Annotated in this window: 17 protein-coding genes; 6 read left to right on the top strand and 11 right to left on the bottom strand. The window is 73.6% G+C overall.

The window, feature by feature from the left end:
- Positions 1-29 precede the first annotated feature (29 nt).
- Positions 30-1517: an LCP family protein gene (locus ACH4C6_RS33435; protein WP_398112446.1), complete on the bottom strand. Its 1488-nt coding sequence runs from the start codon at positions 1515-1517 to the stop codon at positions 30-32.
- A gap of 126 nt (positions 1518-1643) precedes the next feature.
- Between ACH4C6_RS33435 and ACH4C6_RS33430 the strand changes: the two genes are divergently transcribed.
- Positions 1644-2681, top strand: coding sequence for a glycosyltransferase family 2 protein (locus tag ACH4C6_RS33430; RefSeq protein ID WP_398112445.1), 1038 nt, complete (start codon positions 1644-1646; stop codon positions 2679-2681).
- Positions 2682-2746: 65 nt separating this feature from the next.
- Here ACH4C6_RS33430 and ACH4C6_RS33425 read toward each other — a convergent pair whose 3' ends face one another.
- The 6 genes from ACH4C6_RS33425 to ACH4C6_RS33400 form a co-directional block, all read right to left on the bottom strand.
- Entirely contained in the window at positions 2747-4486 is a 1740-nt protein-coding gene (locus ACH4C6_RS33425) for an LCP family protein (RefSeq protein ID WP_398112444.1), read from the bottom strand.
- A 92-nt stretch (positions 4487-4578) separates the two neighbouring features.
- Positions 4579-6324 (bottom strand): LCP family protein, encoded by a 1746-nt coding sequence (locus tag ACH4C6_RS33420; protein WP_398112443.1) that lies wholly within the window; start codon positions 6322-6324, stop codon positions 4579-4581.
- A gap of 215 nt (positions 6325-6539) precedes the next feature.
- Complete coding sequence (locus ACH4C6_RS33415) at positions 6540-8165, bottom strand: LCP family protein (RefSeq protein WP_398112442.1); 1626 nt, start codon at positions 8163-8165, stop codon at positions 6540-6542.
- Between the two features lie 93 nt (positions 8166-8258).
- Positions 8259-10073, bottom strand: a complete 1815-nt coding sequence (locus tag ACH4C6_RS33410; protein ID WP_398112441.1) for an LCP family protein — start codon at positions 10071-10073, stop codon at positions 8259-8261.
- Between the two features lie 240 nt (positions 10074-10313).
- On the bottom strand, positions 10314-11546 hold the full coding sequence (locus tag ACH4C6_RS33405) for an LCP family protein (protein ID WP_398112440.1): 1233 nt from the start codon (positions 11544-11546) through the stop codon (positions 10314-10316).
- 218 nt (positions 11547-11764) lie between these two features.
- Positions 11765-12523, bottom strand: coding sequence for a TIGR03089 family protein (locus ACH4C6_RS33400; protein WP_398112439.1), 759 nt, complete (start codon positions 12521-12523; stop codon positions 11765-11767).
- A 150-nt stretch (positions 12524-12673) separates the two neighbouring features.
- Between ACH4C6_RS33400 and ACH4C6_RS33395 the strand changes: the two genes are divergently transcribed.
- Together ACH4C6_RS33395 and ACH4C6_RS33390 are read left to right on the top strand one after the other, a co-directional pair.
- Complete coding sequence (locus tag ACH4C6_RS33395; RefSeq protein WP_398112437.1) at positions 12674-14074, top strand: peptidoglycan recognition protein; 1401 nt, start codon at positions 12674-12676, stop codon at positions 14072-14074.
- 150 nt (positions 14075-14224) lie between these two features.
- Entirely contained in the window at positions 14225-15307 is a 1083-nt protein-coding gene (locus tag ACH4C6_RS33390; protein ID WP_398112436.1) for a sugar phosphate nucleotidyltransferase, read from the top strand.
- A gap of 45 nt (positions 15308-15352) precedes the next feature.
- Here the strand turns inward: ACH4C6_RS33390 and ACH4C6_RS33385 are convergent, their stop codons facing one another.
- The 4 genes from ACH4C6_RS33385 to ACH4C6_RS33370 all read right to left on the bottom strand — a co-directional run bounded on the left by ACH4C6_RS33385 (position 15353) and on the right by ACH4C6_RS33370 (position 19286).
- Positions 15353-16354: a DNA-3-methyladenine glycosylase family protein gene (locus ACH4C6_RS33385; protein ID WP_398112435.1), complete on the bottom strand. Its 1002-nt coding sequence runs from the start codon at positions 16352-16354 to the stop codon at positions 15353-15355.
- A 69-nt stretch (positions 16355-16423) separates the two neighbouring features.
- Positions 16424-17740 (bottom strand): coenzyme F420-0:L-glutamate ligase, encoded by a 1317-nt coding sequence (locus ACH4C6_RS33380; RefSeq protein ID WP_398112434.1) that lies wholly within the window; start codon positions 17738-17740, stop codon positions 16424-16426.
- Positions 17737-18696, bottom strand: a complete 960-nt coding sequence (gene cofD, locus ACH4C6_RS33375) for a 2-phospho-L-lactate transferase (RefSeq protein WP_398112432.1) — start codon at positions 18694-18696, stop codon at positions 17737-17739. Before cofD ends, ACH4C6_RS33380 begins: the two co-directional genes overlap by 4 nt.
- A gap of 83 nt (positions 18697-18779) precedes the next feature.
- Positions 18780-19286 carry a cysteine dioxygenase gene (locus tag ACH4C6_RS33370; RefSeq protein WP_398112430.1) on the bottom strand — a complete coding sequence of 169 codons (507 nt, stop codon included), beginning with the start codon at positions 19284-19286 and terminating at the stop codon, positions 18780-18782.
- 723 nt (positions 19287-20009) lie between these two features.
- Between ACH4C6_RS33370 and ACH4C6_RS33365 the strand changes: the two genes are divergently transcribed.
- From ACH4C6_RS33365 to ACH4C6_RS33355, 3 genes are all read left to right on the top strand, one after another.
- Positions 20010-20273: a WhiB family transcriptional regulator gene (locus ACH4C6_RS33365; RefSeq protein ID WP_010034659.1), complete on the top strand. Its 264-nt coding sequence runs from the start codon at positions 20010-20012 to the stop codon at positions 20271-20273.
- 162 nt (positions 20274-20435) lie between these two features.
- Complete coding sequence (locus ACH4C6_RS33360; protein WP_398112429.1) at positions 20436-24158, top strand: glycosyltransferase; 3723 nt, start codon at positions 20436-20438, stop codon at positions 24156-24158.
- Entirely contained in the window at positions 24155-25711 is a 1557-nt protein-coding gene (locus ACH4C6_RS33355) for a DUF5719 family protein (RefSeq protein WP_398112427.1), read from the top strand. Before ACH4C6_RS33360 ends, ACH4C6_RS33355 begins: the two co-directional genes overlap by 4 nt.
- The last annotated feature ends 62 nt before the right edge of the window (positions 25712-25773 follow it).

The raw sequence follows: 25773 nt of genomic DNA, 5'->3' as shown, positions 1-25773 counted from the left end.
AAGGCCGGAGCCCTCCGGCCCGGCCGTCCCTACGAGCACGCCACCTCGTCGCCGCGCACCACGCCGAACTCGCCCTGCCCCGGGTCCTCCGCCCGCACCTTGCGCACCCGCTCGAAGTCCGCGCCCGCGATCACCTTCAGCGTCGGGCCGAGGCCCCGGACCGGGCGCAGCTCACTGCCCGGCAGGGCGGCGGCGAGGGACTTCGCGGAGCGGTCCCAGCGCGGGTCGTGGGCGACGACCGTGCGCCTGACGTCGTGGGTGGCCGAGTTCACCGGCGCCTTGGTGGTGCGGAACCCCGTCGAGGCCAGGGCCGCGTCCACGCGGCGCCCGAGACCGGCGGTCCGGGTGCCGTTCTCCACCTGGACGCGGATCTGCTGCGGGGCGACCGGGACGATCAGGGCCGCGCCGCGCTGGTGGTGCACCGACAGCGGCTGGTCCTGGCGCAGGGCGTGGAAGAGCCGCTCGGCCTTCACCGGGTCCCACTTCAGCGTCGAGCCGACGCCCTTCACGGCGTAGCCCATGCGCCCGATCGGGACGGTGGTGAACTCGGACGAGGAGGGGGAGAAGTTCCGCATCGCCCGGCCCAGGTCCAGCATCTCGTCCGTGCCGAACCCCTTGTCCGCGCGCACCGAGCCCAGCACCGCCCGGGTCACGTCCCGGAACTTCATCGGGTTGAGCAGGATCCCGGACGAGGTGACCCGCTCCACCAGCGCCGCCAGGAACCGCTGCTGCCGCTTCATCCGGCCCAGGTCGGACGCCCCGTCCACATGGCGGGCGCGCACGTACTGCAGGGCCTGGCCGCCGGCGAGCGTGTGCCGGCCGGCCGGCAGGTTCAGGCCGGTGTAGCTGTCCTTGAGCGGGTCCGCGGTGCAGATCTGCACACCGCCGACCACGTCGACCGTCTTCATGAAGCTGGTGAAGTCGACCTCCAGGTAGTGGTCGATCTTCACCTTGGTCATGCTCTCCACGGTGCGCACGGTCAGCTGCGGCCCGCCCTCGGCGTACGCCGCGTTCAGCTTCACCGGGTGCCCGCGGTGGCGCTCGCCCGAGGTGCGGTCGACGTGCGCCGGTGTCTCGGCGTAGGAGTCGCGCGGCAGGCTGACCACGCTGGCCCGCTCCCGGTCCTGCGAGATGTGCACGATCATCATCGTGTCCGTGCAGTGGCAGGGGGCGCCGCCCAGCCGGTACCTGCGCCGCTCCTCCTTGCTGATCCGGTCGCGGCCGTCCGTGCCGACCAGCAGCACGTTCATGCCGTGGCCCGCCTGCGGGCGGTTCTTCATGTCCTTGAAGGGGTCGACCCGGGCGATGTCCGCGTCCAGGCTGGTCATCACCGCGTGCCCGATCCCGGCCGAGGCGAGGACCACCACGGACAGCGTGGTGACGATCCGCAGGCCCCAGCGGGGCCGGCGCCGCCCGCGCCCGGGCGGGGCGGGCCGGCGCGGGGTCCGCCGGGAGGGCGGCTGGGGGCGGCGTTGCGGGGCGGCGGTGGACCGAGGGGACCGCGGCGGCGTGGGCATGGGGCACCTCCGGACGACGGCCGTGCGTGGGATCCGTGAAACCGTAGGCCGATACGATCTGCGGCCCGCGGTACCGCCCCGGCGGCGCGCACCGGTGTCCCCCGTTCGCGGTAACGTGAGCCCCCTATGAACGCCAATCCCGACGTGCGGCTCCCCGCCGTTTCCGTGATCATGCCCGTCCTCAACGAGGAGCGGCATCTGCGGGGAGCAGTCCAAGCGATCCTCGCGCAGGAGTACGCCGGCGAGATGGAGGTCGTGATCGCCCTCGGTCCGTCCACGGACCGTACGGACGAGATCGCCGCCGAGCTCGTGGCCGAAGACCCGCGCGTGCACACCGTCCCCAACCCCACGGGCCGCACGCCCGCCGCGCTGAACGCCGCGATCAACGCCTCCAGGCACCCGATCGTCGTCCGCGTCGACGGCCACGGCATGCTCTCGCCGAACTACATCGCCACCGCGGTACGGCTCCTGGAGGAGACCGGCGCGCAGAACGTCGGCGGCATCATGCACGCCGAGGGCGAGAACGACTGGGAGCACGCGGTCGCCGCCGCGATGACCTCGAAGATCGGGGTGGGCAACGCCGCCTTCCACACCGGCGGCCAGGCGGGCCCGGCCGAGACGGTGTACCTGGGGGTGTTCCGGCGCGAGGCGCTGGAGCAGCAGGGCGGCTACAACGTGGAGTTCATCCGCGCCCAGGACTGGGAGCTGAACTTCCGCATCCGTGAGGCGGGCGGGCTGATCTGGTTCTCGCCCGAGCTGAAGGTGTCGTACCGGCCGCGGCCCACCGTGAAGGCGCTCGCCAAGCAGTACAAGGACTACGGCCGGTGGCGGCACGTCGTCGCCCGGTACCACGAGGGCTCCATCAACCTGCGCTACCTGGCCCCGCCGACCGCCGTGTGCGCGATCGCGGCCGGTACGGTCGTGGGCGCCCTGCTGACGCCGTGGGGCTTCGTGGTGCCCGGGGGCTACCTCGCGGCGATCGCACTCGGCTCGGTGCCCGCGGGCAAGGGGCTGCCGCTGAAGGCGCGGCTGCGGATCCCGGTGGCGCTCGCCACGATGCACATGTCGTGGGGCTGGGGCTTCCTGACGAGCCCCCGGTCGCTGGCGAGGAAGGTCATCGCCTCCCGGCGCCCGGCGGTCCGCGCGGACGCCGCCACCGGCTGACGCCCCCTCCGTCCACAGGTGTGGCCCACGGGCCCCTTCCCGCACCGGGAGGGGGCCCGTCGCCGTCACCAGGTGAAGCCGGGGCTCACCTTCATGCAGGCCTTGTCGTCCGCCCCGTTGAGGGCCTGCGCCGACTCGGGGGTCCTGTCGCTGCGCTCCGGCGCCTCGTAGGCGTCGCCCGTGCGCCAGTCCGCGCCGACGACGAGGGTGACGCCGCTGACGTCGGTGGACCGTTTCACCGAACCCAGCGGGATCCCGAGGGCCTTGGCGACGCGCTGCGCGTCGCCCTCCAGGTCGGCGCTCGGGTAGCGGACGACGGTCGTCTTCTCGCTCCACGAGCCGTCGGTGTCGGCGACGGCCTGGGTGAAGCCCTGCTCCTTCAGCAGTCCGGCGACGGCGCTGGTGCGGCCGCTCGCCGGGGCCAGGGTGTCGGTCCGGGTCCCGTTGCGCACCTGGACGGCGATCTCGCCGTCGGCGGCGGCCGGGTCGTCGGAGGCCTTGTCCACCACTGCCTTCGGCTTGTCCTTGCCGTCCAGCGCGATGTCCTCGCGCACCAGCCGGAACAGCTGCTCGGCGTCCTCGGTGGGCTCGACCCGGGCGCCGACGTACCGGTTGGGCATCGTGGTCATGGTGATGCGCTCCGGCTCGACCATCCGCAGCTGGTCGCTGAGGTCGTAGAGCTTCTTGACGGTGTCCAGGCCCGGGTCGACGGTCAGCGCCCGGGTGGCCTCCTCGGCGAGCCTGCGCAGCTTGTTGGGACTGCTGAGGGTGGCGTTCTCGCGCAGCTGGCGGACCATCGCGTTCATGTACATGTGCTGGGCCTTGGCGCGGGCGAGGTCGCTGCCGTCCTCGAAGCCGTAGCGGGTGCGCAGCCACTGCAGAGCCTGCTCGCCCTGGATGTACGTGGTGCCCTTCTTCAGTTTCAGGCCCGAGCCCTTGCCGTCGGAGGTGCGCGAGTGGATGTTGCGGTCCACGCAGACGGGCACCCCGCCGACCGCGTCGGCCATCGACACGACCCCGGCGAAGTCGACCATGACGAAGTGGTCGATGTGGATGCCGGTCAGCTCCTGCCAGGTGGCGACCGTGCAGCCGGGACCGCCGTGGCCGAGGCTCTGGTTGGTCATGGTCCGGCCCCGGGTGCCCGGGTAGACCTTCCCGTCGTCCGGGTCGGTGCACTTGGGGATCTCGACCAGGGTGTCGCGCGGCATGCTGATGACCGACATGTTGCTGCGGTCGGCCGACACGTGCAGCAGCATCTGCACGTCCGCGAGCGGGGTGGAGCCGAACGTCTCGCGGGCGCCGCCGAGTTTCTGGTTCTCCTCGGTGTCCCGGGCGTCGGAGCCGATGAGCAGGATGTTCAGCGGGGTCTGGCCGGCTGCGTTCGGGGTGGGGGCGGCGACCTTGCCGTCGCCGAGGTTCAGGGCGTCCTTCTTGATGTTGCCGTTGAGGTGCCGGTAGTAGAGGTATCCCGCCCCGGCGGTCCCGAGTATCAGTACGGCCAGCACGGCGGAGGCCCACTTCAGCGCCCGCCGCCGGCGCTTGGGACGGCCACCGCGGCGCGCCCCGCCCGCCTTCCCGTCGCTCCCGTCACCGGAGCCGCCGCTGGGGGAGGCGCCACCGCCCGGCGGGCCGTCGTCGTCCGGCCGGCCGTCGTCGTCGGACCGGCCGTCGTCGTCGGTCGGGCTGTCGTCGTCCGGCGGGGTGCCCGCGTCGAGCGCCGGGGCGTCGTCCGGCACCGTCTCCTCCGCTCCCGGTTCACGGACGCCCTGTCGCACTCCGTCCTCCCGCACACCGCTCTGCGTCACTTCCCCGGTCCTTCCCGCCCCCCGGCGCATGCAACAGGCCCGTCCTGCCCCCTGTTAGACGCACGACGGGCCCGTCAGTTGCCCTCAGCGGGTCAACTCGCGCACGTGACCTTGTCGGCCGTGGACTTCTCGACCTCCGGCGCCTCGGCGGGGGCGTTCAGCTTCACGCCCGCGCCCTTGAAGTCCTTGCCGAGGGTGAGGGTGATCGCGGGCAGGCCCTGGGAGTTGGTGATGCTCTCGCCGGGCTTCATCGCGGCCCCGGACAGGCCCATGATGTCGGCGAGACGGCGGGCCTGCCCGGCCTGCTCGGGGGCGTACTCCAGGGTGGTCTTCTTCAGGGGCTCGGGCGCGTTGCCGGCGTTCTCCGACTTGGTCACGCCCTCCTCGATCTGGAGGTACTGGAGCATCTTCTGCGCGCTGCCGGCGACGGCGCCGCCGTTGAGGATCCGCACCCGCACCTCGGAGGCCGGGGCCTTGCTGCCCTTCAACCGCGCGGCGGCGGCGTCCTTCTCCTTCTTCTTCTGCTTCTTGACCTCGGTGAACGAGACGTCGTTGCGGATCATGTCGAACACCTGGGGCGCCTTCGACTCGTCGAGGACGACCGTCGCCTTCACCGTCTCCGCCGGGTTGTCCTTCACGGGGACGGTGGTGAAGGTGATGTTCTTCGTCGGCACCTTCTTCAGCTCCAGCGCCACGTCCTTGAGGGTGCCGACCGAGCCGATCGCCTTGTCGACCGTCAGCGCCTCGGTCGCGGCCTCGGCCAGCTTCAGCAGCTTGGACGGGTTGGTGAGGGTGTTGCCGGAGGACATCTTGCGCATCAGCGAGCCGAGGAACTGCTGCTGCACCTTGATGCGGTCCAGGTCGCCGCTGTTGCCGAAGCTCTTGCGCGTGCGGACGAAGGCGAGGGCCTGCTCGCCCTCGACCGTCGACTCGCCCGCGGGCAGCCTGAGTTTGGAGTCCTTGTCGTCGATCGGCTTCTCCACGCACACGTCGACGCCGTCGACCGCCGTGGTCAGCGTCTTCACCGCGTTGAAGTCGGCCATCATGAAGTGGTCGACGGAGATGCCGGTGTTCTCCTCCACCGTGCGCATCGTGCAGCCCGGGTCCCGGCCGTTCTCCCCGAGGCTGCGGTTGAAGCGGACGCCCCGCGTCCCGGGGACGACCTTCTCCGAGCCGTCCTCCAGCTTCGTCGGGCAGTCCGGGATGTCCACGATGAGGTCGCGGGGGATGCTGAGCGCGGTGGCGTTGGAGCGGTCCTTGGCGACGTGCAGCAGGATCGTGGTGTCGGCGTGCCCGGAGCTGCCCTTGTCGCCGTACCCCTCGTTGCCCTCACCGGTGCGCTTGTCCGTGCCGATGACGAGGATGCTGAACGCCTCGTCCGTGCTGAAGTCCGAGGCGCCGGCGCTGCCGACGTCGGTGGTGGTGACGTTGCCCTCCAGGTGCCTCAGGTAGAGGTAGCCGGCGGAGGCGACGCCGACGAGCACGAAGGCCATCGTGCCGCCGGTCCACAGCAGCACCTTCCTGCCCCGCCGGGGTTTCGGCTGCACCGGCCGGCGACCGCCGCGCCGCCCGGCGGGGGTCCCGGCGGGCTCGGTGCGCCGCTTGCGCTGCGGCGGCACGTCCGTGCGGGGCGCTCCGCCCGTCCGGGGACCCGCCGGGCGCGAGGCGCCGGAGCGGGGGGCCGTCGTGCGCGCGGCGCCCGCGGACCCGGGGGTACCGCCGGGCGACTGCGGTGCGGAAGGGCCCAGTCGCAGTTCGTATTCACCGGTGTTCGGATTGAGCACCCACTGGTCCGCGGGGTCCATCCGGTCCCCCCGCCCACGGCGTTGCGCGTCCACGGTCGCTGTTTCCTCCGTCGGGGCACGCGGCGCCCCTCCCCCCGGGGAGCGCACGGGTACTCGATCGTCACAGAAGCACTGGATCGCTCACACTATCCGCCCGGTTGAACGCCGGTGTGCGCAGAACGACGATTTCGGCGTCCACATATCGGGCATCAACGCTCAAGTCCGCAAGCGGATTTCGATGCACACGTGTGTCGCCGGACCCCCGGCCGTCACCAGCGGTAGGGCTTGTAGACGTCCATGCACGTGCCCGCGTCCGAGCCGTTGAGCGCGTCCGCGTCACCGGGCAGATCCTCCACCCCGGGCTCCGGCCGCTTCGGATACGCCGTGCCCGTACGCCAGTCGGCGCCCACGACGACGGTCACCCCCGGGACGTCCGGCGACCGCCGTACCGAACTCGTCGGCACCCCCAGGGACTTGGCGACCCGCCGGGCGTCGCCCTCCAGCCCGGCGTCCGGATAGCGCACCACCGTCCGCTCCTCGGCCAGGGCGCCGGAGGTGTCCGCCGCGGCCTTCGTGAAGCCCTTCCCGGCGAGGATCCGCGCCACGTCGGCCGCCCGCCCGCCGACCGGCCCGAGCGTGCCGGTGCGCGTGGCGTTCCGCACGCGCACCTCGATCTCGCCGTCCGGCGCGGCCGGGTCCCGGGGCGTCTTCGCCCGGGGCTTCTTCGACGCCCGTGAGCCCTTGCCGTCGAACGGCACGTCGTCGCGGAGCATCTCCCACACCCGGTCGGCGTCGGCGCCCGCCGGGACCAGGTGGTTGGCGTCCTCGGGGTCCGCGGCCGTGGGCAGCGTCGTCATGGTGATGCGGCCGGTGGGGACGGTCCTGAGCTGGGCGCCCAGGTCGTACAGCTTCTTGACCGTCCCGATCTCCTCGGAGACGTGCAGCGACCTGGTGGCCGCCTCCGCGAGGTCCGTGAGCCGGCCGGTGTCGGTGAAGACGTTCTGCGCCTTGAGCGTGCGGATCATCGAGTTCATGTACAGGTGCTGCGCCCGGGCCCGCAGCGGGTCGCTGCCCCAGGCATGGCGGGTGCGCAGCCACTGGAGCGCCTGCTCGCCCTGCACCTTGCGGTGGCCTGCCTTCAGCTTCAGCCCCGAGCCGCCGGGCACACCGGGCAGCGGGCGGTCCCACACGTTCTGGCGCACGCAGACGTCGACCCCGCCGATGGCGTCGGCCATCCGCACCACGCCCGCGAAGTCGATCGTCATCCAGTGGTCGATGTAGACGCCGGTGAGGTTCTCCCACGTCGTCAGCGTGCAGCCGGCTCCGCCCCGGGCGAGGGAGGCGTTGATGATGGTGTTCACCGGCGGGTACGTGCGGCCGCTCTCCGGGTCCGTGCACCGGGGTATGTCGACCCGGGTGTCGCGCGGGATGCTCACCACGGACGCGCTCCTGCGGTCCGCGGCCAGGTGGATCAGCATCTGCACGTCGCCCAGGGGCGGGTTGCCGCGGCTGTCCCGGCTGCCGCCCAACCGCACGTTCGCATCGGACTTCCGGCTGTCGGAGCCGATCAGCAGGATGTTCAGGGGCGTCTGCCCGGCCGCGTTCGGCTCGGCCCTGCGCGCCTTGGAGTCGCCGCTGCTGCGCTCGCCCTTGTGGATGTTGCCGTTCAGGTGCTCGTAGTAGAGGTAGCCCGCCCCGGCCGTGACCAGCACGAGCGTGGACAGCCCGAGGGCCGACCAGCGCAGCACGCGGCGGCCGCGGCCCCGCGGCGGCCGGCCGCCCGTACCGCCGGAGCCACCCGCCCCGCCCACCGGACCGCCGTCCCCGGCCACCGGCCGGCGCGGCCCGGGGCCCGGTCTCGTCCCCTCCCCGAACACACTGCTGCCCTGCGCCATCTCTCCCCCGCCTTCCCACCCCGCGCGATGTCGCGCGCGTCACCGGACACGGCCCGTCGTACGCCCTGTAGGACGCACGACCGGCCCGTCACGTCACTTGGCGCACTCGACCTTGTCGGCCGTGGACTTGTCGACGCCCTCCGGTGCCTTGTCCGGGGTCGTGAGCGGCACCCCCGCGCCCTCGAAGTCCTTGCCGAGGGTGAGGGTGATCGCGGGCAGGCCCTGGGAGTTGGTGACGCTCTCGCCGGGCTTCATCGCGGCCCCGGACAGGCCCATGATCTCGGCGAGACGGCGGGCCTGCCCGGCCTGCTCGGGGGCGTACTCCAGGGTCGTCTTCTTCAGGGGCTCGGGCGCGTTGCCGGCGTTCTCCGACTTGGTCACGCCCTCCTCGTTCTGCAGCCAGCTGAGCGTCTCCTGGGCGCTGCCGGAGACGGCGCCGCCGTTGAGGATCCGCACCCGCACCTCGGAGGCCGGGGCCTTGCTGCCCTTCAACCGGGCGGCGGCGGCGTCCTTCTCCTTCTTCTTCTGCTTCTTGACCTCGGTGAACGAGACGTCGTTGCGGATCATGTTGAAGACCTGCGGAGCCTTCGAGTCGTCGAGGACGACCGTGGCCTTCACCTTCTCCGCCGGGTTGTCGATGACCGGCACCGTGGTGAAGGTCAGGTTCTTGACGTTGAGCTTGCCCAGCTCCAGGCCGAGGTCCTTGAGCTTGCCGATGCTGTCCAGCTGCGAGTCGACGGTCAGCGCCTTGGTGCCGGCCTCGGCCAGGTCGAGCATCTTCTGCGGGCTGGTCAGCGTGTCGTTGGACTTCAGCTTGCGCATCAGCGCGCTCAGGAACTGCTGCTGCAACCCGATCCGGCTCAGGTCACCGCCGAAGCCCACGGCGTGCCGCGTCCGCACGAAGGCCAGCGCCTGCTCGCCCTCGATGGTGTGCGTGCCCTCGGACAGCTTCAGGTGGGAGTCCGGGTCGTCGATGTCCTTGCCCAGGCACACCTCGACCCCGCCGACCGCGCTGGTGAGCGTCTTGACCGCGTTGAAGTCGGCCACCATGAAGTTGTCCGGCTTGACCCCGGTCAGCTCGGTCACGGTCCGCATGGTGCAGCTGGGGGTGCGGCCGTCCTGGCCGAGGCTGGTGTTGAAGCGGGCCCGCTGGGTGCCGGGGATGACCTTCTGCGAGCCGTCGTCCTGCGTGGTCGGGCAGTCCGGCACGTCCACGATGAGGTCGCGGGGGATGCTGAGCGCGGTGGCGTTGGAGCGGTCCTTGGCGACGTGCAGCAGGATCGTGGTGTCGGCGTGCCCGACACTGCCCGCGTCGCCGTAGCTCTCGTTGCCCTTGCCGGTGCGCTTGTCCGTGCCGATCAGCAGGATGTTGATGGCCTTGTCCTTCTCGAAGCCACCGGTGCTCGCGCCGTCGTCGGAGACGGAGGCGATGTTGTCGTTGAGGTGCTGGATGTAGAGGTACGCCGCGCCCGCTCCGGCGACCAGCACGAAGGCCATCGTGCCGCCGGTCCACAGCAGGATCTTCTTGCCCTTGGACGTCTTCTTGACCGGACGCCTGCCGCGGCGTCCCGGCGGCGGCTCCTCCGGCGCCCCGCGTCGTCTGCGCGGCGGGGGCACGCTACGGCCCGGGGCGTCGCGTCCCGGGGTCTCCCGCCCCGGCGCCTCGCGGCGCGCCGTCTCCCGGCTCCGGGTCTTCTGCCCCTGACCCTCCCGGCGCGGGCGTCCCGCGGCCTCCTTGCGGCCGCGGGCCGGCGGGGCCGCGTCGGAGGACCGCGGCCTGCGCGGGCCCGGCACCGACTGCGGTGCGGAAGGGCCCAGTCGCAGTTCGTATTCGCCGGTGTTCGGGTTGAGCACCCACTGGTCGGCGGGATCGATGTCGTCCGCCCGCCCACGGCCTTGCGCGTCCACGGTTGCCTGATTCCTCCGTCGGGGCACGCGGCGCCTTCCCCCTCCAGGCGCTCGGGTCTCGGTCACAGTGCGCGACTCGAGGACCGTTCCTCGGAAAGCCGGGCGCACCGGATCGCTCACACTAACCGCCCACTTCAGCGTCGAACGACGGCGGTGACAAATTCCACGTCCCTACACCTGGGCAATTCGCCCATTTCCCAGAGGAAGAGTTCGTCGCCGTAGATTCCCTTGGGGCCCGCTTTACTCACAGAAGTGTTCGGCCGCGGTGTTCCCCCGGAACGTCGGAGGGGGAGAAGCGGTGACGGGCGGCGTCCCGGAGGGCCCGCGGTGCGACTCCCCGTTCGATTCGACGCGGCCCTCACGGGGCTCGTCGGGCGCGGGATCCGGCGGTACGTTTCCCGCCACGGCCACCGCCCTGTCGGTGCGCAGCCGCTCGAACAACTCCTCCGCCTCGGGCTCCACGAGCTGGTCGCGATTGGCGTCGAGCGCGTACGACTCCCGCGGCACGGTCAGGAATTGCACGTGTTCGATGGGGATGTCGCGCAGGCCGCGCACGAGTTCGTACAACCCGCGCAGGCTCGCCAGATCCGGGTCGGTCGTGAGGGAGGACGTGGCGGCGTCCAGCACGGGATACAGCTTCGCGGGGTTCAGCAGGACGCCGTTGCTGCGCACCTTGTTGACGAGCGCGCCGAGGAAGCGCTGCTGGCGTTCCATCCGCTCGGTGTCACTGCCGTCGCCGAGGGACTTGCGGGCGCGGACGTAGCCGAGGGCCTGCTCGCCGTTCAGGGTGACCCGTCCCGCGGGCAGCCGCAGCTTGGCGGCCCGGTCGTCGATCGGCTCGCGCAGGCACACCTGGACGCCGTCGACGGCGTCGACCATCTCCTTGAAGCCGTGGAAGTCGACGACGACGTGGTGGTCGACCCGGATGCCGGTGAGCTTCTCCACCGTGCGGATCGTGCACGCCGAACCGCCCACCTGGAACGCCTGGTTGAACATGGCGAACCGGGGCGCGCTGCGGGATCCGTCCCGGCGGCGGCAGCCCGGCAGCTGGACCATCAGGTCGCGGGGGAGGGACACGGCGGTCGCCCGGCCGCGGCCCGCGGACAGGTGCAGCAGGATCGCGGTGTCGGACCGCTCGGTGCCCGAGTCCCGTCCGTAGCGGGCGTTGTCGTCGCCCTCGCGCGAGTCCGACCCGATGAGCAAGATGTTCCGGGCGTCCTTGACCAGCGCGGTGGGCCGCTCCTTCTCGTAGCGCGCCAGCTCCGCCGCGGCGGCCTCGTCGGGGGTGATGTTCCCGCTGAGCTTGGCGTAGACGGCCCAGCCCGCGCCCGCGGCCACGAGGACGACGCCGGTGAAGGTGAACGCGGCGATCCGCACCCACCGCCGCCGGCGCCGCCTGGCCAGGCCCCCGCCACCGGCCGTGGCCCCGGCGACGGGCCCCCGCACCGGCCCCTGCCCTCCTGTGTCGGCCACGACAGGGACCACCCCTCCTGACGTAGGAACGTGCGCACTGCTTCCTACGACGATGGCCCGGACGGGCCCCGGGGGAGGGATGGGGATACGCCGAACGAGCGAACGAGCCCGCTCAGCCCTCGTACTCGCGCCCAGCCGCCCGGCGAGAGCCCTCGTACTCGGCCCAGCCGCCCAGCCGCCCGGCCGTCAGCCCCGTCGGCTCGGTCCGGCCGCGTGGCTCAGCCCTGGGCGAGGGTCGTGACGCGTTCGCTTTCGATCCGCTTGTCGAGCACCCCGGCGCCGGCCCGGTCCAGGTTGCGGCAGAGCACCACCGAGCCTCCGGTCGCCAACGGCCCGTACAGGCCCGCGTTCAGGCCCTCCCACGTGTCGAAGCCGAGCCCCGAAAGGATCCGCGACCCGGGACCGGTCAGCCCCAGGGCCGTCGCCTCCGCCCGGGCCCGCTCGACGACCTCGGCGCCGCTGAACTCGCGGCCGGCCACGATCAGCGCGGGGCCGTCCGGGTCCACCGGCGTGTACGGCACGAACCGGTCACCCTGCCCCGGCACCTCCACCGCATAGTCGGCGAAGCCCTCCGGCACCTGCGGGAACCGTCCGCCCAGCGGCCGCAGCGCCATCGCGATCCGTGCCCCGGAGCAGCCCCGGGCCGTCTCCAGCCCGTCCGGCCCACTCACCACGACGTCGGCGGCCCGCACGTCCCCGGCCACGTCGGCGACGACGCCCACCGACGCGCAGGCCAGCAGCCACACCGCCGTCTGCCAGTGCGCCGGCAGCAGCAGGGCCACCCGGTCCCCGGGCTCGACCGACAGTTCGTCCTGGAGCAGGTTCGAGGTCTTGGCCACCCAATTGGCGAAGGTGGCCACGGACAGTTCGACCCGTTCGCCCGTCGCGTCGTCGTAGAAGGTCACCAGGGGGCGTCCGGGGTCCGCGGCGAGCGCGGAAGCCAGCAGGTCGGCAGGGGTGCGATCGGTGGCGTTCACCCGGGCAAGCGTACGCAACACCCGGGCCCGCGCCCAAGGGACGGCCTCCCGACCCGCCCCGGATGCGCCACCGGTTCGGCGGAATCCGGGCCGACAGCCCGTCACATCCCAGATGGACAGACTTGTATGACTATGTCCAAGATCAGGGGCATGCGTGGATTCCTTGCCTCCTCGATCGGTGTCACCTGTGCGGCCGCTCTGGCCCTTCCCCTCACCCCGCCCGCCGCCGCGGCGGCGAGACCCGCGGCCGACGCGGGCGCCCCCGGCGCACCGGCCCCTCGCGCGGCCGCGCCCGCCGTCCCCGGCAGCACCCAGTCCCTCCCCCTGGAACCCTCCGCCCGCGACCGCGCCACCCCCTCCGCCCCCGCCACCGAGCAGGTGGTGCCCCGCCGTTCCGTACGCCACTTCTCCCTCGTCGGGGTCGTCTGGGACGACCCCGCGGCCGAACTGCACGGCCGCGTCCAGGTCCGCACCCGCACCGCCGCGACCGGCGCCTGGTCCGACTGGCAGGCCCTGGAGACGCACAACACCGAGCACGCGGCCGACCGGGACACCGCCGAGGGCGCCTCGGGCCGGGTGCGCGGCGCCACGGCACCGCTGTGGGTGGGCGACTCCGACGGAGTGGAGCTCCGGGTCCGCTCCGAGCCGGCGCAGGACGCCACCGGGCAGGGCACCGACGCCCGCGGGGCGGCCGCCGCGCCTCCGCTCCCGGCCGGACTCCGTCTCGAACTCGTCGACCCGGGTGACGAGGACCGGTCCGTCGACGGACCCCGCACCGCGGGCTCCGCCGCCGAGAGCACCGCCGCCGCCGAGGCCTCCGCCGCCAACGCCGGCCTCGCCGCCCCGGGCGCCGCACAGATCGCGGCCCTCGACCGCGCCGAGACCGAGCAGGAGCTGCTCGCGCTCGCCGCCGAGGGGGTGGCCACCGCCCCGCGGGCGAAGCCGTACATCGGCCCCCGCCCGGCCATCGTCACGCGGCGCGGCTGGGGCGCGGACGAAGGGCTGCGGGAGTCGGGCTTCAAGTACACGAAGAAGGTCAAGGCGGCCTTCGTGCACCACACCGCCAGCGGCAACGGCTACAACTGCTCGCAGGTCCCCTCACTCATCCGCGGTATCTACCGCTACCACGTCAGAAGCATGGGCTGGCGGGACATCGGCTACAACTTCGTCGTCGACAAGTGCGGAAAGATCTACGAGGGCCGGGCCGGAGGCGTGGCCAAGCCGGTCCTCGGCGCGCACACCCTCGGTTTCAACAGCAACAGCATGGGGATCGCCGTCCTCGGGACGTACGGCTCGAAGAAGCCGTCGAAGGCCGCGGTCAAGGCCGTCGCCCGGCTCAGCGCCTGGAAGCTCGGCCTGCACGGGATGAACCCGAAGAAGAAGACCACGCTGACGTCGGCCGGCAGCAACCTCTACAGCAAGGGCAGGAAGGTGCGGCTGAACGTGATCTCGGGGCACCGGGACGGCTTCAAGACGGAGTGCCCCGGCGGCAAGCTCTACGCGAAGCTCGGCTCGGCCCGCTCCAAGGCGGCCCACTACCAGGGCCGCTGAGCCACACGTCCTCACCGCCGCCGCCGGGGGGGCATGCGGGGCAGGGAGGCGGAACGCCGCACGGCCAGCGAAGGCGCCACGGAACGGTCTGCATACACTGACCGGCCGAAAGACAGTTCGGCCGGTCCCGGCAGGAAGCAGAGACGACACGTGACAGAAGCGATCCTCCTGGTCGGCGGCAAGGGCACCCGGTTGCGCCCGCTCACGGTGCACACGCCCAAACCCATGGTCCCGGCGGCCGGGGTGCCCTTCCTCACGCACCAGCTGGCCAGAGCGAGAGCGGCGGGCGTCGAGCACATCGTCCTCGCCACGTCCTACCTGGCCGAGGTCTTCGAGCCCTACTTCGGCGACGGCTCCGCGCTCGGCCTGCACCTGGAGTACGTCACGGAGGAGGAGCCGCTCGGCACCGGCGGAGCCATCCGCAACGTCGCCTCCCGGCTGCACTCCGGCCCCGACGACCCGGTCCTGATCTTCAACGGCGACATCCTCACCGGCCTCGACATCCGCGCCCTGGTCGACGCCCACGCGACCTCGGGCGCGGACATCTCCCTGCACCTCACCAAGGTCACCGACCCGCGCGCCTACGGCCTGGTCCCCACGGACGACACGGGCAGGGTGCTGGCGTTCCTGGAGAAGCCGCAGACGCCGGAGGAGATCGTCACCGACCAGATCAACGCGGGGGCCTACGTCTTCCGCCGCTCGGTGATCGACACGATCCCGCAGGGCCGGCCGGTGTCGGTGGAGCGGGAGACCTTCCCCGACCTGCTGGCCGCGGGCGCCCACCTCCAGGGCATGGTCGACTCCACCTACTGGCTCGACCTGGGCACGCCGGCCGCCTTCGTGCGCGGCTCCGCCGACCTGGTCCTGGGCCGGGCCCCGTCGCCCGCCGTCCCGGGCCGCTGCGGCGACCGCCTGGTGCTGCCGACGGCCCACGTCGCCTCCGACGCGAAGCTGTCCGGCGGCACGGTGGTGGGCGAGGGCGCGTTCGTCGCGGAGGGCGCGCGGGTCTTCGGCAGCACGATCCTGCCGGGCGCGGTGATCGAGCCGGGAGCCGTCGTCACCGACTCGCTGATCGGCACCCGGGCCCGCGTGGGCGAGCGCTCGGTCCTCACCGGCACGGTCATCGGCGACGGCGCGGTGATCGGCGCCGACAACGAGCTGCTCGAAGGCGCCCGCATATGGTGCGACGCCCGCATCCCGGCGGGCGCGGTGCGCTTCTCCTCGGACCAGTAGGCCGCTCGTGCGACGGGGCGGCCCGGCCGCCCCGTCCGGCGCGCCTCACAACCGCCCGATGTCCCACCGGGGCATCTTCGGCGCCCGGCGCGCCGGGACCCGTCCGCTCAGCAGGATCAGCCGGGCCGCCCGGTGCCGCTGGCCCGCGTACGGTGCGAGCAGCTCCAGCATCACCGCGTCGTCCGCGTCCCGGTCCCCGGCCAGCGCCCAGCCCACGATGCCGGGCAGGTGCAGGTCGCCGACGGTCACCTCGTCCGCCGCCCCGTGGCTGCGCTGCACCGTCTCGGCCGAGGTCCACGGCCCGATCCCCGACACCAGCTCCAGCCGTGCCCGGGCGGCGGCGGGCTCCATCCCCACCGTCTGCTCCAGCCGCGCGGCGACCCGCACGGCGCGCAGGATCGTCGACGCCCGCTTGTTGTCGACGCCCGCGCGGTGCCACTCCCACGACGGGATCAGCGCCCAGGTGCGGGGCGCCGGCATCACGTACATGCGCTCCGGCGCGGGGCCGGGCGCGGGCTCGCCGTAGCGGCGGACCAGCAGCCGCCACGCCCGGTACGCCTCGTCCGTGGTGACCTTCTGCTCCAGGATCGACGGGATCAGCGACTCCAGCACCAGCCCGCTGCGCGTCAGCCGCAGCCCGGGCCGCCGGTGCCGTGCCGTCGCCAGCAGCCGGTGCCGCGGCACGAAGGCCGACGGTTCGTCCGCGGCCCCGAGCAGCTCCGGCATCCGCTCCAGCAGCCACTCGGCCCCGGGTCCCCAGGCCTGCCCGCGCACCCCGCCGCCGTGGGCGCACACCCGCAGCGTGCCCGGTCCGGCCGGGGTGAGAGTGGCGCGCCACACCGAGCCGTCCGGCGTCGCGCGGAACGTCGGGTCCCCGGGCCCGCGCCGCAGCGGCCCGAGCACCAGCCCCAGGTCGAGCGGCCCGTCGGGCACCCAGTCCCGTACCCGCCCCGGCCCCGCGGCCTGCCGCGGCACGCCCCCGCCCACGGCGACATGGCCACCGCGCACGGATGTGCGGGTGGGCCGGGGGGCGAATCGTCCTGCCATCGGTGAAGTCCCTGGGTGCGAGTGCCGGTGCCGGGGGGCCCTACGAGGGTAGGCCCCTCCCGGCCCTGATCACCGCACCTCGATGAACGCCTCCGCGTCCCGCTCGGGCCGCTCGGGCGGTTCCCCCGCCGGATGCCCGACCGCCACCGCCCCCATCGGGTCCCAGTCGCCCGGCAGGTCCAGGGCCTCGCGCACCACGTCGCGGCAGAACATCGTCGAGGACACCCACGCCGAGCCCAGCCGCTCACCGGCGAGCGCGACCAGGAAGTTCTGCACGCCCGCCCCGGCGGCGACCACGAACATCTCACGCTCGGCGCCGTCCCGGCGGGCGTCGCCGTAGTGGTGCGCGCCGTCCATGACGAGGCAGGGCACGACGAGGCAGGGCGCGTTGCGCAGGACGTCGCCGCGCCGGACGCGCCGGGCGATGGACTCCTCCGTCTTCCCGTCCCGCCGCAGGTCGGCGATCCAGGCGTCCCGCATGGCGTCCAGCAGCCGGGACCGCGACTCCCGCGACTCCAGCAGCACGAACCGCCACGGCGTGGTGTGGTGCGGGGCGGGCGCCGTCACGGCCGCGGCCACGGCCCGCCGTACGGCGGCGGGGTCCACGGGCTCGTCGGTGAACGCCCGCACCGTGCGGCGCAGCGTCACGGCCAGCCGGACCGCCTCGGAGGTGCCCAGGCGGAACATGTCGTCCCGGGCGCCGCGGACCATGGCCCGTGCCCCCTGCTCGTCGCCGTCGGCCACGACGTGGGACAGCCCGCGCACCACGGCGACGGGCCGGCCCGCCGCCTTGCCCTTGACCAGGTCGCCCGCGGCGGCGAGTTCGTCGGCCGTGGCGACGACGGTGGCGCTGAGCGGGTTGCCGTGCGCGTCCGTGCCGCCGCGCAGGTCGTCCAGGACGCGCACGCCCGCCGCGCCGATGGCGACGTCGGTGAGCCCGGCCCGCCAGGGCCGCCCGAACGTGTCGGTGACGACGACGCCGACGTCCACCCCGAGCGCGTCCCGCAGCCCGTCGCGGATCGCCCGGGCGGAGGCGTCCGGGTCCTCGGGCAGCAACAGTACGGTTCCTGCGGGGGTGTTGGAGGCGTCGACCCCGGCGGCGGCCATGACCAGGCCCTGCCGGTTCTCCACGATGCGCAGGGCGCCGCGCCGGGCGACCACCCGGACCGTCTCGGCGTCGATCGCGGCCTCCCGGTCGTCCGCCCGGACGATCCGGCCCTCGGCCTTGGACACGATCTTCGAGGTGACGAGCAGCACGTCGCCGTCGGCCAGCGCCGGCTCGGCGGCCGCGATCAGCTTGGCCAGATCGTCCCCGGGCGTCACCTCGGGCAGCCCGGCCGGGGCCCACACGCGGTACCCGGCGGCGCCCCGCTCACCGCCGCTCACGCGCCGCGCACCTCCTCCGCCAGGTCCAGTGCCTCCCGGGCCATACGGGCGGTGGCGTCCGCGTCGGTCATCATCAGCGGCACGGCCCGGCAGCGGATCCCGGCCGCCTCGACCGCCTCCACCGCTCCCGCGTCCACCGTGTCGACGAGCCAGCCGTCCAGCAGGCCCGAGCCGTAGTGCTCGGCGACGGCCGTCGCCGTCGACTCGACGCCCACGGCGGCGAGCACCTTGTCGGCCATGCCCCGCACCGGTGCGTCGCCGACGATGGGGGAGAGGCCGACCACCGGCACCCCCGCGTCGGCGATGGCCTCGCGGATGCCGGGCACGGCGAGGATCGTGCCGATGGAGACGACGGGGTTGGACGGCGGGAAGAGGATCACGTCCGCCGAGGCGATGGCCTCCAGCACGCCCGGCGCGGGCTTGGCCTGGTCGGCGCCCACCGGCACGACCGCCTCGGCGGCCACGGAGGCGCGCAGCCGCACCCAGTACTCCTGGAAGTGGATCGCCTTGCGCTCGCCGTCGATCTCGACGGCCACGTGCGTCTCGACGCGGTCGTCCGACATGGGGATCAGCTTCACGCCCGGCCGCCACCGGTCGCACAGCGCCTCGGTCACCGCGCTCAGCGGGTAACCGGCGCCCAGCATCTGTGTCCGCACGATGTGCGTGGCGAAGTCCCGGTCGCCCAGGCCGAACCAGTCGGGCCCGACGCCGTACGCCCCGAGTTCCTCCTTGAGGTGGAAGGTCTCGTCGGCGCGCCCCCAGCCCTGCTCCTCGTTGATGCCGCCGCCGAGCGTGTACATCACCGTGTCCAGGTCCGGGCAGACCTTCAGCCCGAAGAGGTGGATGTCGTCCCCGGTGTTGCCGATGACCGTGATGTCCGCGTCGGGCACGGCCCGCTTCAGACCGCGCAGGAACCGGGCACCACCGATGCCGCCTGCCAGAACCACAATGCGCATGGGGCAAGTCTCGCAGGCGACCGCGGCAGCGGTCCGCCGGCCATGGCCACCGGGCACCCCCCGGCCCTCGGCGGCCGCCCCCGTCAGGCGGTGACGCCGCCCGGTACGCTCCGGGCCTCGCAGTGCGGCGCGGTGTGCATCGGCATCTCCGTCAGCCCCGGGTGGTACACGTGCAGGCTCACGGCGGGCTCCAGCGCGTCGTTCACCACCTCGTGCACGTACCCGGGCGCGAACACGCGCTGGGCGCCCGCCCGCAAGGCGCGCGTGCCCCGTTCCGTGCGCTCCGTCAGCGCCCCCCGCAGCACGGTCAGCACTCCGGAGGAGCGGCCGTGGTCGTGCAGCCCGCTGCCCTGCCCGGGCACCCAGGACAGCAGCCACACCTCGTAGCCGGGGCCGGTGCGCAGGCGGTGGTACCAGCGGCTGGTCGCGTCGTAGCGGACGAGGTGCTCCCACTGGGAGGTGTCGGCGGCGAGGGAGCGGGCCAGTCCGGCGAACTCGGCGACGGTCGCCGGGTGCTCGCGCGGGGCCTGCAGGAGGTGCTGGACTTCGAGGATGTCGCCGGCGATCTGGAGGTCGCTGTCGCTGTTCATGGGGTGCGGTGGTTCCTCGGCGGGAGTGGAGGTCGGTGGGGGGTCGCGCCGCCTGTGCCCGGATCGCGGGCGGCGACAGGAGTGCCCTGGTGGGAGCGGAGGGAACAGCGGCCGGGTCGTGGGTGACCCGGCGGCAGCCGGAGCGCGTTGGGCTCAACAGCCGCGACAGCAACAGCTACAGCGAACGCGGGCAGCACCATGGGACCCGGCGGTGCGGGTCGAGGTGGATGCCAAGTTCGCGAGCATGCCCACTAGGACACCGGTTCACACCCCCACTGTCAACTCGGCACCCGGTATGTGGGATGAGGTTCACCTCATCCGGTCGATCTCTCCGATGAAAGGTTTGTCCATGCCCCACCCGGGACACATGGCGTCCATCCGGGCGCACAAACCCCGTTGCGTACTCGTGATCCGAATGTGATCCCGTTCGCTTCGGGGCGTGCGTCGGAACGAGGTCGAACGACTGGGCGTCCTTCCCCGTAGAGATCTGCGAGGGGTCCGGCGGACGACAGGGCCCTCCGGGGCCCTGTCGGTGTGTCAGGTTTTATGGTGATTTGAACACTTACCGCAAGGGCTTGGTTCCGCAGAGTGAATCAGGGGCCCAATAGCAGATCTCAGCTTGACTCGCCCGGAGCAGCACACTTGTAATTTCACTCGTGTCGTTCAGCCGGAATCGGTAACGGCTAGATCACGGGGACGCGAGAAGACAGACGAGGGGCGCACATGACCGAGACGGTGCAGCAACTGCTGGTCGACGACGCGGACGAGGAACTCGGCTGGCAGGAGCGCGCACTGTGCGCCCAGACCGACCCCGAGTCCTTCTTCCCCGAGAAGGGCGGCTCGACCCGGGAGGCCAAGAAGGTCTGCCTCGCCTGTGAGGTCCGCTCCGAATGCCTCGAGTACGCCCTCGCCAACGACGAACGCTTCGGCATCTGGGGCGGGCTGTCCGAGCGTGAGCGCCGCCGGCTGAAGAAGGCGGCCGTCTGACCCGCCCCCGTTGTCCGAACGGCCCGTTGCCCGTGGGTTGTCCACAGGCGGCGGGCCGCCGTGTTGCGCAGCCGATAGTGTGGTCGCTCGTCCGAGACGCCCCGCAGCCCCCACCGGTCGCGGGCGTCCACCACAGTCCAGCGAACCGGGGCCCGTACCTCGATGTCCGTGCACAGCCACCCGGCAGCTCCTCACGACACCGCTGCCTCAGCCGCGTTCGACCCGGCCCACACACCCGAGTTCCCGCGCCACGTGGTCACCGCGGTCCTCGTCTCCCATGACGGTGCCCGCTGGCTGCCCGACGCCTTGGCCGGGCTGCTCGGCCAGGAGCGCCCCGTGCAGTACGCGATGGGCGCCGACACCGGCAGCGCCGACGCCTCCGCCGAGCTGGTCACCGACGCCCTCGGCGCCGACCGGGTGCTGCACCTGGCCCGCCGCACCGGCTTCGGCCAGGCCGTCGAGGAGTGCGACCGCACCGCCCCCGTCCTCACCCCGGACGAACTGCCGTACCTGAGGCGGCCCAGCGGCTGGGACCCGGTCACCCGCTCCTGGCGCGACGACGCCTACGACCTGCCCGAGCTGCCGCACGGCGAGCCGGTCCAATGGCTGTGGCTGCTGCACGACGACTGCGCCCCGGAACCGGACGCCCTGGCCCAGCTCCTGCGGGTCGTGGACACCGAGTACGAACTGGGCCGCGAGGACGTCGCCGTCGTCGGCCCCAAGCTGCGCGGCTGGTACGACCGGCGGCAGTTGCTCGAGGTCGGCGTCTCCATCGCCGACTCCGGCCGCCGCTGGACCGGCCTGGACCGCCGCGAGCAGGACCAGGGCCAGCACGACCACGTCCGGCCCGTGCTGTCCGTCTCCACCGCCGGCATGCTGGTCCGCCGGGACGTGTTCGAGCAGCTCGGCGGCTTCGACCGCCACCTGCCCCTCATGCGCGACGACGTCGACCTGTGCTGGCGCGCCCACAGCGCCGGTTACCGCGTCCTCATCGCCCCCGAGGCGGTCGTCCGGCACGCCGAGGCGGCCTCCCGCGAACGCCGCACCGTCGACTGCGTCGGCCGCACGGCGGCCTCCCCGCACAAGGTCGACAAGGCCGGCGCCGTCTACACCCTCCTGGTCAACTCGCGCACGGCCGCGCTCCCCTGGGTGCTGTTGCGGATCGTGCTGGGCACCCTGGTGCGGACCGTCGCCTACCTCGTCGGCAAGGTCCCCGGACAGGCCGTCGACGAGATCCGCGGTCTGCTGGGCACCCTGCTGCGGCCCGAGCGGATCCTCGCCGGGCGCCGCGACCGGGGTGCGCCCCGGGTCGACAAGGACGAGCTGCGGCCGCTGTTCCCGCCGCCGGGCGCGACCGTCCGGGCCACCGTCGAGCAGGTCGCCGGCGACCTCGTCGGCCGCTCCGACCCGGAGGTCACCGCCGGGGCCGGACGGCACGGCGGGGCCGTCGAGTCCGGCCCCGGCGGTGACGACGCCGACTTCCTGGAGGTCGAGCAGTTCGCCCGGCTCAAGCGCGTAGCGCGCAAGCCCGGCCCGGTGCTGTTCCTGGTGCTGCTGCTCGTCTCCCTGGTCGCCTGCCGCCAGCTCCTCGGCGGCGGCGCCCTCGCGGGCGGCGCGCTGCTGCCCGCCCCGGCCGACTCCTCGGAGCTGTGGGCGCGCTACCTGGACGCCTGGCACCCGGTCGGCGCCGGAGGCACCTCCTTTGCGCCGCCGTACCTCGCGCTGGTGGCGCTGCTGGCCTCCCTGCTGTTCGGGTCGACCGGCCTCGCCGTCACGCTCCTGCTCGTCTGCTCGGTGCCCCTGGCCGGTGTCACCGCCTACTTCGCCTCCCGCCCGCTGGTCCAGTCCCGGCTGCTGCGCGCCTGGGCGGCCGTCGTCTACGCCTTCCTGCCCGCCGCCACCGGCGCCCTCGCCGGCGGCCGCATCGGCACCGCCGTCCTCGCCGTGCTGCTGCCGCTGATCGCCCGCGCGGCCGTCGCGGCCGGCGGCCTCGCGCACAGCGGCGGCACACGCGGCAGCTGGCGGGCCACCTGGGCCTATGCGCTGCTGCTGACGATCGCCACGGCCTTCACCCCGGTCGTGTGGCCCGTCGCGCTGGTCCTCGGTCTGGCACTGCTGGTCCTGCGCCGCTCCGACGTCCTGGCCTACGGGCTGCGCTTCCTCGCCCAGCTCGGCACCCCCCTGCTGGTCCTCGCCCCCTGGTCGCTGACGCTGCTGCCGTTCGGCTTCTTCCGGGAGGCCGGGCTGGACTTCGGTGCGTCGGCCGCCTCCGCCACGGACCTGCTCGGCGCGAGCCCGGGCGGCCCCGGCACGGTCAGCGGCCTGATGCTCCTCGGCATCGTCCTCGCGGCGCTGGCCGCCCTGCTGCGCGCGGAGCGCCAGTTGGGCATCCGCACGGCCTGGGTGGTCGCCCTGACCGGCTTCGTCTTCGCCGTCCTCGCCAACGGCACGGCCTGGGCCGGCCCCGCGACCCTCGTCCACGGCATCGCCCTGCTTTCGGCCGCCGCGCTCGGCGCCGACGGGGCACGCTCGCGCGTGGCCGAGCAGAGCTTCGGCTGGCGCCAGCCGGTCGCCGTCCTGATCGCCTTCGCCTCCGCCGCCGGCCCGCTGCTCATCGCCGCGGGCTGGATGATCGGCGGTGCCGACGGGCCCCTGGAGCGGCGCGACCCCGTCCAGGTCCCGGCCTTCGTCGCCGACGAGAGCGGCACGAACGGCGACCAGGCCCGCACCCTCGTCCTCGACAGCGACTCCACCGCCCACGTCCGCTACACACTGGTCCGCGGCTCCGGTGCGCGTCTCGGCGACGCCGAGATCGCCGCCTCCCAGGGGGACAACGCCACGCTCGACAAGGTCGTCGCCCATCTCGTCGCCGGCTCCGGAGCCGACCAGGCCGGCCAGCTCGGCGACTTCGCCATCGGCTACGTGCTGGTCCACCAGGGCGCGCCCCGCGAGGTCACCCGCGTCCTGGACGCCACGCCCGGCCTGGCCCGGCTCAGCCGGCAGGAGGGCGGCGCGCTGTGGCACGTCAAGCGGTCGGTCGCCCGGGCCGTGATCGTCGCCCCCGCCGGCTCCGGCACCCCGAAGCCCGTCGCCGCCGGACCGGTCGACATCCACACGACGATCCCTGCGGGGGCCGGCGGGCGCCTGCTGCGCCTGGCCGACACCGCCTCCGACGGCTGGACCGCCACGCTCGACGGCAAGCCCCTGAAGCCCACCACCGTCGACGGCTGGGCCCAGGGCTTCGAACTCCCCGCCTCCGGCGGCAGGCTGGACGTCACCCACGACGACCCGATCGGCCACACCGCCTGGCTGTGGGCCCAGGGACTGCTGGCCCTCGTCCTCGTGGTGCTCGCCCTGCCCGGCCGCCGGCGCGACATCGACGACGACCTGCCCGAGGAGCCCGTCGTCCCGGCCCAGGCCGCCGCCGGGGAGGGCCGCCGCGCCCGCCGGCTGCGCGCCCAGGCCGAGGCCGAGGCCGAACAGGCCCCCGCACCCGACGACTTCCCGCCCCCGCAGCCCCCCGCCGCCGTGCCCCCGCAGCAGGGCGGCCAGTGGGACACGGCGGCCCACCCGGGCCACGAGTACGGCGGCCACGAGTACGGCGGCCACGACAACGGTCGGTACCACGACGCCGCGTACCCGGCGGACCCGTACGGGCAGCAGTACCAGCCCGACCCGTACCAGGCCGGCCAGTACGACCCGTACGCCTACGACGGCACCCCCCAGGCGGGTCACGACCAGGCCCCGTACGGCCACACCCCGTACGACCGGACCGGCTACGACCCCTCGTACCCGCAGGACTACGGCACGCCGTACGACCCGGCGCAGCAGCACCACCACCCCCACGGCACGGGCAGTGAGCGTCCCGACGGGAGCCAGCAGTGAACCGCACGACCCTGTCCCTGATCGCCGGCGCGACCGCGCTCGCCGCCGTCACCGGATTCGCCGCGCTGTCCGCCCCGGACGCCACGGGCACGGAGAGCGCCGCCCAGCCGGCCGCTCAACGGCCCGTGGAGCGCACGAGCCTGCTGTGCCCCGCGCCGAGCACGTCCGACATCGCCGAGACCACCTACACGTCCTTCACCCCCGTCACGAAGGGCGCCGGAAGCGGCGGCAAGGCCGAACTCCGGGCGGCCGCCGCGAAGTCGGCCGACGCGGGGGCCGCGGACGACGGGAAGGGCGAGGACGGCAAGGACGGCAAGGACGGCGAGAAGACCGGCGGCACCTCGAGTGGGGACGCGGCCGGCGAGCCCGTGCTGACCCCCAAGGAGCCGGGCAGGCCCGTCACCGGCGAGACGTCCGGCTCGGACGCACCCGCCCTGGTCGGCACCGCCGACGGCCGTTTCGCCCCCGGCTGGACCCTCCAGGAGACGACGGAGGTCGCGGCCGGCACGGGCCGGGGACTGCAGGGCGTGACCTGCACCGCGCCGGACACGGACTTCTGGTTCCCGGGCGCCGCCACATCCCCCGAGCGCACCGACTACGTGCACCTGACCAACCCGGACGACGCCGCGGCCGTGGTCGACATCGAGCTCTACGGCAAGGACGGCCTGCTGAAGTCCGAGGTGGGCGAGGGCATCACCGTCCCGGCGCACTCCAGCGAACCGGTCCTGCTGTCCACCCTCGCGGACGCGGACCAGACCGACCTGACCGTGCACGTCAACGTCCGCAGCGGCCGCGTCGGGGCCGCGGTGCAGGCGCTGGACGACAAGATCGGCGGCGACTGGCTGGCCGCGTCCGCCGACCCGTCCGGCAGCCTGGTCCTGCCCGGCATCCCCAAGGACGCCACCGAGGTGCGCCTGATCGCCTTCGCCCCCGGCGACGCCGACGCGGACCTGAAGGTGCGCCTCGCCTCCCCGTCCGGGCTGATCACCCCGGCCGGGCACGAGACGGTGCACGTCAAGGGCGGGATGACCGCCGCCGTGGACCTGGGCGACGTCACCCGCGGCGAGCCGGGCTCCCTGGTGCTGACGCCGACCCAGCAGTCGGTGCCGGTCGTCGCGGCCCTGCGTGTCGTGCGCGGCAAGGGGGACCGGAAGGAGACGGCGTTCATCCCGGCCACCCGCCCCGTCGGCACGCGCGCGACGGCCCCGGCCAACGGCGCCAAGGGCAGCACCCTGTCCCTGACCGCTCCCGGCCGCGCCGCCACCGTCGAGGTCACGGCCTCGGCGGGCAGCGGGGGCGGCACCCCGGTGTCCAAGACGTACACGATCAAGGCGGGCACCACCCAGGACATCGAGCCCCCGGTCCCCGGCGGCCTGAAGGGCACCTACGCGCTGACCGTCGAGCCGGTCTCCGGCGGGCCGGTCCACGGCGCCCGCACGCTGTCGGCCGCGCGGGACGGCGTCCCGGCCTTCACCGTGCAGGTCCTCCCGGACGACCGGGGCACGGTCGCGGTGCCGCGGGCGGAGCAGGACCTGTCGGTGCTGCTGGACTAGGCCGCACCGGCCGGATCGGTCTGCCGGCCCGGCCCGCCCTGACGGTCCGGCCGGCCGGCGGC

It is taken from the genome of Streptomyces sp. NPDC017943, assembly GCF_044328425.1.
GTDB classification, from domain to species: domain Bacteria; phylum Actinomycetota; class Actinomycetes; order Streptomycetales; family Streptomycetaceae; genus Streptomyces; species Streptomyces djakartensis_A.
This window is presented reverse-complemented; position numbering and strand designations above follow the sequence as displayed.

Bases quoted from the DNA above. Each gene is read 5' to 3' on its own strand.
- ACH4C6_RS33430 (WP_398112445.1), top strand. From the start codon at position 1,644: ATGAACGCCAATCCCGACGTGCGGCTCCCCGCCGTTTCCGTGATCATG.
- cofD (WP_398112432.1), bottom strand. From the start codon at position 18,696: ATGCGCATTGTGGTTCTGGCAGGCGGCATCGGTGGTGCCCGGTTCCTG.
- ACH4C6_RS33370 (WP_398112430.1), bottom strand. From the start codon at position 19,286: ATGAACAGCGACAGCGACCTCCAGATCGCCGGCGACATCCTCGAAGTC.
- ACH4C6_RS33365 (WP_010034659.1), top strand. From the start codon at position 20,010: ATGACCGAGACGGTGCAGCAACTGCTGGTCGACGACGCGGACGAGGAA.
- ACH4C6_RS33435 (WP_398112446.1), bottom strand. From the start codon at position 1,517: ATGCCCACGCCGCCGCGGTCCCCTCGGTCCACCGCCGCCCCGCAACGC.
- ACH4C6_RS33385 (WP_398112435.1), bottom strand. From the start codon at position 16,354: ATGGCAGGACGATTCGCCCCCCGGCCCACCCGCACATCCGTGCGCGGT.
- ACH4C6_RS33360 (WP_398112429.1), top strand. From the start codon at position 20,436: ATGTCCGTGCACAGCCACCCGGCAGCTCCTCACGACACCGCTGCCTCA.
- ACH4C6_RS33395 (WP_398112437.1), top strand. From the start codon at position 12,674: ATGCGTGGATTCCTTGCCTCCTCGATCGGTGTCACCTGTGCGGCCGCT.
- ACH4C6_RS33415 (WP_398112442.1), bottom strand. From the start codon at position 8,165: ATGGCGCAGGGCAGCAGTGTGTTCGGGGAGGGGACGAGACCGGGCCCC.